General features: G+C 42.6%; 6 protein-coding genes. 5 read left to right on the forward strand and 1 reads right to left on the reverse strand.

What is annotated here, in order from left to right; all coding sequences use genetic code 11:
• Nucleotides 1-449: 449 nt before the first annotated feature.
• The 5 genes from fdxB to H6S82_RS16745 all read left to right on the forward strand — a co-directional run bounded on the left by fdxB (nt 450) and on the right by H6S82_RS16745 (nt 4,376).
• A complete protein-coding gene (gene fdxB / locus H6S82_RS16725) occupies nt 450-746 on the forward strand; it encodes a ferredoxin III, nif-specific (protein ID WP_190461721.1) in 297 nt (98 codons plus the stop codon).
• 176 nt (nt 747-922) lie between these two features.
• Nucleotides 923-1,405, forward strand: a complete 483-nt coding sequence (locus H6S82_RS16730; protein WP_190461723.1) for a hypothetical protein — start codon at nt 923-925, stop codon at nt 1,403-1,405.
• Nucleotides 1,406-1,944: 539 nt separating this feature from the next.
• Nucleotides 1,945-2,157 (forward strand): DUF2997 domain-containing protein, encoded by a 213-nt coding sequence (locus tag H6S82_RS16735; RefSeq protein WP_190461725.1) that lies wholly within the window; start codon nt 1,945-1,947, stop codon nt 2,155-2,157.
• Nucleotides 2,158-2,167: 10 nt separating this feature from the next.
• Nucleotides 2,168-2,734, forward strand: coding sequence for a nucleotide exchange factor GrpE (grpE, locus tag H6S82_RS16740; RefSeq protein ID WP_190461727.1), 567 nt, complete (start codon nt 2,168-2,170; stop codon nt 2,732-2,734).
• 79 nt (nt 2,735-2,813) lie between these two features.
• Entirely contained in the window at nt 2,814-4,376 is a 1,563-nt protein-coding gene (locus tag H6S82_RS16745) for an Hsp70 family protein (protein WP_190461729.1), read from the forward strand.
• A 55-nt stretch (nt 4,377-4,431) separates the two neighbouring features.
• Here H6S82_RS16745 and H6S82_RS16750 read toward each other — a convergent pair.
• Nucleotides 4,432-5,328 (reverse strand): EAL domain-containing protein (locus H6S82_RS16750; protein WP_191056448.1); only part of this gene is annotated, 897 nt, incomplete at its 5' end.

Here is a 5,328-nt window from a genome sequence, read left to right on the forward strand (position 1 = left end):
GTTTTTTAACCCACTATCTCACTCAACTTTAACATTCATTCAGGAACATTTTTACCCATAAATATGAAAAAATCAAAGTGAGAGCGATCGTTCGCTAGATCGAGTTTGATTTGAGCGATCGCAACTAATTAAATGTAGTTTAAAATACAAATTACCGAGCCAAAATTGGGTAACGAATTTTCTCGCGCCAACTCGTTATTATGCTTTTTCTGCATTTCAAAATGTTATATTTGCATTAGCAATACCAAGCAGCTAACTGATTTATTGCAAAATAATCTTAATTACGCTAGCTTCACAAACAGTAGGGGAATCAGAATATATTAAAAAACTGTAAAGCTTCTATATAAAGCTAATTTATTTTTAACAAAAAAAGGTAAAAAAAACGAGTAATATGAGATTACCTGCTAAAAGTTACCCTTTGCAAAAACTGACACGAAGGAGTTTAGACAATGGCACAACTAACTGGTTTGACATTTGGGGGAAAAAATTGGATACCCCAATTTGTGCAAGCAATCAATCAAGCTAAATGTATTGGCTGTGGCAGATGTTTTAAAGTTTGTGGGCGCAATGTGCTGTCGCTCAGAGCGATGAACGAAGAGGGAGAATTTGTGGACAATGAGGAAGATGACGAGATCGAACGCAAGGTGATGACGATCGCCAACCAAGGTAATTGTGTCGGTTGTCAAGCTTGCGCGAGGATTTGTCCCAAAAACTGCTACACTCATGCGGCATATGCGCTCGCTTAAATCGTTTTTGGCTACCAACTTAAATCGGCAGACTTGGTTTATAGAAGACAAGTTTTAAACAATTAGTCATTCCTAGCCAAGCAGATTTTGTGGATAGCTTCTTAACGTGGGGCAAGGTTGGAAATAACCTTGTTTACTTGTCCCCTTGTCCCTTTGTCTACCTACTGGAGATGGAGATGCAAGTAACGGAAGAAAAAGTTTCCTGGTACGACGTTCCAGCCGATATTAAACACTTGTTAGTGTTAGCGGCGGAAAATTGGGAAAATAGCGCTAAATCAGAAGAGTACATGAACCAAGCCTTGGCGAAAACAGGAAATAATACAGATGTCCTGGTAGCAGCATATCGGTATTTTTTCTACAAAAATAATCAGCCAATGGCACTTGTGATGGCAACTAAAGTTGTGGAAAATGTCAAGGAATCAGAAAAATTGCCGGACGATTGGTCAGAGTTAAAGCCAATCTTAGAAACTCGGAAAAACGAAGCGGAAATTCGGCTGTATTTAAACGCCTATGCGGCTTCTGGATTTGTGCTGGCTAAGTTGGGAGAAATAGAGAAGGCTCTAGAGGTAATGTCGAGAGTTAAAGAGATTGACGATCGCAATGAATTTGGAGCTAAGACTATATTTGAAATACTAACTCGTCCGCCAGAAGAGGATTAAAGATTGCCAAAGGCGATCGAGTTAACGCAAACAAAAGTTTTCACCACTCATATCCCCAAAACAATAGCCTTCTTTAGTCAGGATAATAACTGACTTAACTGTGGAGAATTGCTTCAGCGTAGCCTCAACAGAACTTTTGACGCGAGCATCATCTCCTATCCCATCGGATGGGTAAGTTGATGTGCGATCGCTACTTTTAGTTCCGGCACTTCAACTTATTCTGCCGAGTCTATATCTTGACAGCATTACGCAAAGAATCTTTACTATAGTTACTATCAGTCTAGCCGTTTTGAGAGATTGACTGCTCCTGTTACAGATGGGTGTGGTTGCACTTCTGTGCTACAGTATAATACAAAGGATGTTACCAGGGAAGTTATCGCTATCTCAGATAACTTCCCTGGTATGACATCGGACTCAAGTCTGCCTTAGATCGAATCAGAAGAGAATTTTCTTGAGGTGCGATCGAAAACAGACGAATGGCAAAATCGAGCATACAATCAAGAAAGTAGTAAACTAGGCTGAATACAGGAATCCTAATTATGGCCCAGTATCAGAAGATAGAATATCGCATTGGCGCTGACGGCAAGATAGTTGAAACCGTCCTCAATGGCGTTGGCTCCAGCTGCACCGAAAACACTTCAGGAATTGAAAAAGCTCTGGGCAAAGTGGAATCGCAAAAACTGTTTCCAGAATATTATCAAGATGGCGAAGAGCTAATTAACGAACAAACGCAAAACCAAACGGAAATGTAGAGTAGTGGTGATGGTTAACGACCCCAATCTATTCTGGTTTGGTTGCGTTTTGTGGTTGGTTAGCATTTGGCTAATTTTCAGTCTGCTTCGTTCTGATGAAGCTAAATCTGACAAGGAGAACGATACGGCTGCTGAAAAGCGTTTCCAAGCAGAAGCAGCCAACGAAAAAATCGAAGCCTTGCGCCAAGAATGTCTGCGGCTGCGAGAAGAATTGCAGCAGCAATCAACACAGCTAAAAGCTGAGTTCGAGAATGCTACCTTCTCCCAATTGCAAACACTGCTAACCAACTATCCCAGCGTTCGCAAAATGACGGAAGCGAAACCAGATTTACCAGCTAAAAATTTGGTGGCGCTGTTTGCTCCGTTGGATAATGTTTTGGAGAGTTGGGGGTATGAAAGAATTGGTTCTGCTTGGGAACAAGTGCCATTCAATCCCCAACTGCATCAACCGGATACGAATGATATTACGGAAGGAGAGTTGGTTTATATTCGGTTTGTCGGGTATCGAGACGGCTCGCGCATTCTTTCTCCCGCCAAAGTCAGCCGTAATTTACCAATTTCGCCTCCACCTAAATGATTGGAATTTGCAGATTTCAAAGCTTTGGAATCTGCAATCTGAAATCTGAAATTAACCAATTACTGATGAATGATAGCTAATGACAGTTGTTGCCATCGATTTCGGAACAAGCAACACCGTCGTCTGCACTCTAGATCCCGCAACGCAGACGCCACGGACGCTGAAATTTAAAGCCATATCGCGAGGATTTGAAACACCTGGCGGTCAAGTATTTGTAGTCCCAACGCTGGTATACGTCCAAAAGGAAAACCGCCTCGTGTTTGGGGAACAGGTGCGATCGCAACGTCTCGCTTTTAACGAAACAGAGCGACTTTTTCAGGCATTCAAACGCGATTTAGCCGCAGATTTTCAGCCGCCACCCCGTCAAATTGATGGTAACAGTTACTCGGCAGAATCAGTATCGGAACTGTTTATCAAAGAAATTTGGCAACAAATAGAGCCAGAAAAACTGCAACCCAAGAACGTAATTTTTACCGTACCTGTGGGTGCATTTGAACGCTATCTTGACTGGTTTCGCGATATTGGCGAAAAACTGGGCGTTCCGGAAGTGCAAATCGTAGATGAATCTACAGCCGCAGCGCTTGGTTATGCGGTGAAAAGACCGGGTTCTGTGGTTTTAGTAGTAGATTTTGGCGGCGGAACTCTGGATTTAAGCTTAGTTCGCACCCAAGCAGCCAGCGGCGGACAAAAAATATTAAAAGCTGAAGTAATAGCCAAATCCGATGCTTATGTCGGCGGTGTTGATATAGATGTTTGGATTGTCGAACATTATTTGCGGCGAATTGGTTCTTCGCGACAAGAAATAAAAGAAATTGGTTGGCAGAATTTATTGCAAATCGCAGAAAAGCTGAAAATTCAATTATCAACTGCAAGTGAAGCCAAAGATAGTTGGTTCGACGATGAAAACTTTATTGCCCACGAATTGAATTTAAGTCGAGATGAATTAGAAGAAATACTGGAAAATCAACAGTTATTAGAACAACTGCGGCAAGCTTTGGATGAAGTGGTAGCGGTTGCTTACAACAAAGGCGTCAGCAAAACTGATATCGAACTGGTGGCGCTGGTGGGAGGTAGCTGTTTAATTCCGGCAGTGCAGCAATTAGTTATATCTTATTTTGGCAAATCGCGGGTGAAAATAGGCAAGCCATTTGAAGCGATCGCGCACGGTGCGCTGACACTTCCGCAGATAATAGAAGTGGAGGATTATCTGCGACATGGCTATGCAATTCGTCTCTGGGAACCGCAAATGCGAACTTATTCTTATTTTCCTTTGTTTGAAAAGGGAACTAAATATCCCTGCCAACGCGACGAACCGCTGATATTGCAAACAGCATTAGAGGGACAGCGAGAAATTCGTTTGGATATTGGCGAATTGGCAGAAATATCCCACGCAGAAGTAACCTTTGATGCGCTGGGAAGAATGACGAGTGGTAGCGTGCATCAAGAGTCAGAATTTCGTTCTTTGGAAAGCCATCACGAACAAGTTTGCGTAGCGCATCTCGACCCACCGGGACAACTAGGCATAGATAGGATCGAAGTAAATTTTGAAGTGAATGAAGGGCGGGTTTTGTTGGCAACAGTGAAAGATTTGTTGACGAGACGAGTGTTGGTGGAGAGAAGTGCGATCGCGAAACTTCAGTAATTAAAATATCGATCGTGGGAGAGTTGCTTGCAGATTGAATAGCGATCGCACTTCCTCAACTTGAGATTAAATTCCTGATATCTTCGTAATTAGTCACTTTTTCGCTTTTCTTTAATAGCGCAGTCATGGCAAGGGTGGGAATAGGCGGACTAAAATAGTAACCTTGAATTTCATGGCAACCTTGTGCTTTCACATATTCGCACTGTTCTTGTGTTTCTACGCCTTCAGCGGTGATATTTAAGTCTAGGCTTTTTGCCAAAGTGATAATTGCGTTGGTAACTGCTCCATCATGGGAGTTAGAAACAACGTCGCGCACAAAAGAGCGATCGATCTTCAGAGTATGGATGGGAAAACGTCTCAAATAATTTAAAGATGAATATCCGGTGCCAAAATCATCCAGTGCTAACTTCACACCTAACTCGCGCAATTCTTCCAGTACCCTAATTGACTGTTCGAGATTCTCCATCATCAAACTTTCCGTAACTTCAAGTTCTAAATAAGCGGGATTGAGTTGTGTCTCATTGAGGATAGAAGCGATGCGTTCAACTAAATTCAGTTGTGCCAATTGGCGAGCTGACAAATTAACCGCTACCCGCAACGATTGGGATAACGATTCTTGCCAGAGTCGGTTTTGAGTGCAAGCGGTGCGTATCACCCATTCCCCAATGGGAACGATCGAACCATTAGCCTCTGCAATCGGGATGAATTTGGCTGGCGAGACGAGTCCAAGTTCGGGGTTTTGCCAACGCAATAAAGCTTCGACACTCACAATTTTACCCGTAGTTGTATCAACTCTAGGCTGATAGTAAAGTACCAGTTCGTTTCGCTGTAAAGCATAACGCAATTTACTTTCCAAAGCTAACCGTTCCTGCAATTGGGAATTCATGTTAGCTGAGTAAAACTGATAGTTATTTGGCATCTGGCGATAGGCTTCATCGACTGCTGTATTGGC

This window comes from Planktothrix sp. FACHB-1355 (genome assembly GCF_014748295.1).
In the GTDB taxonomy this organism is placed as follows: domain Bacteria; phylum Cyanobacteriota; class Cyanobacteriia; order Cyanobacteriales; family Aerosakkonemataceae; genus Aerosakkonema; species Aerosakkonema funiforme_A.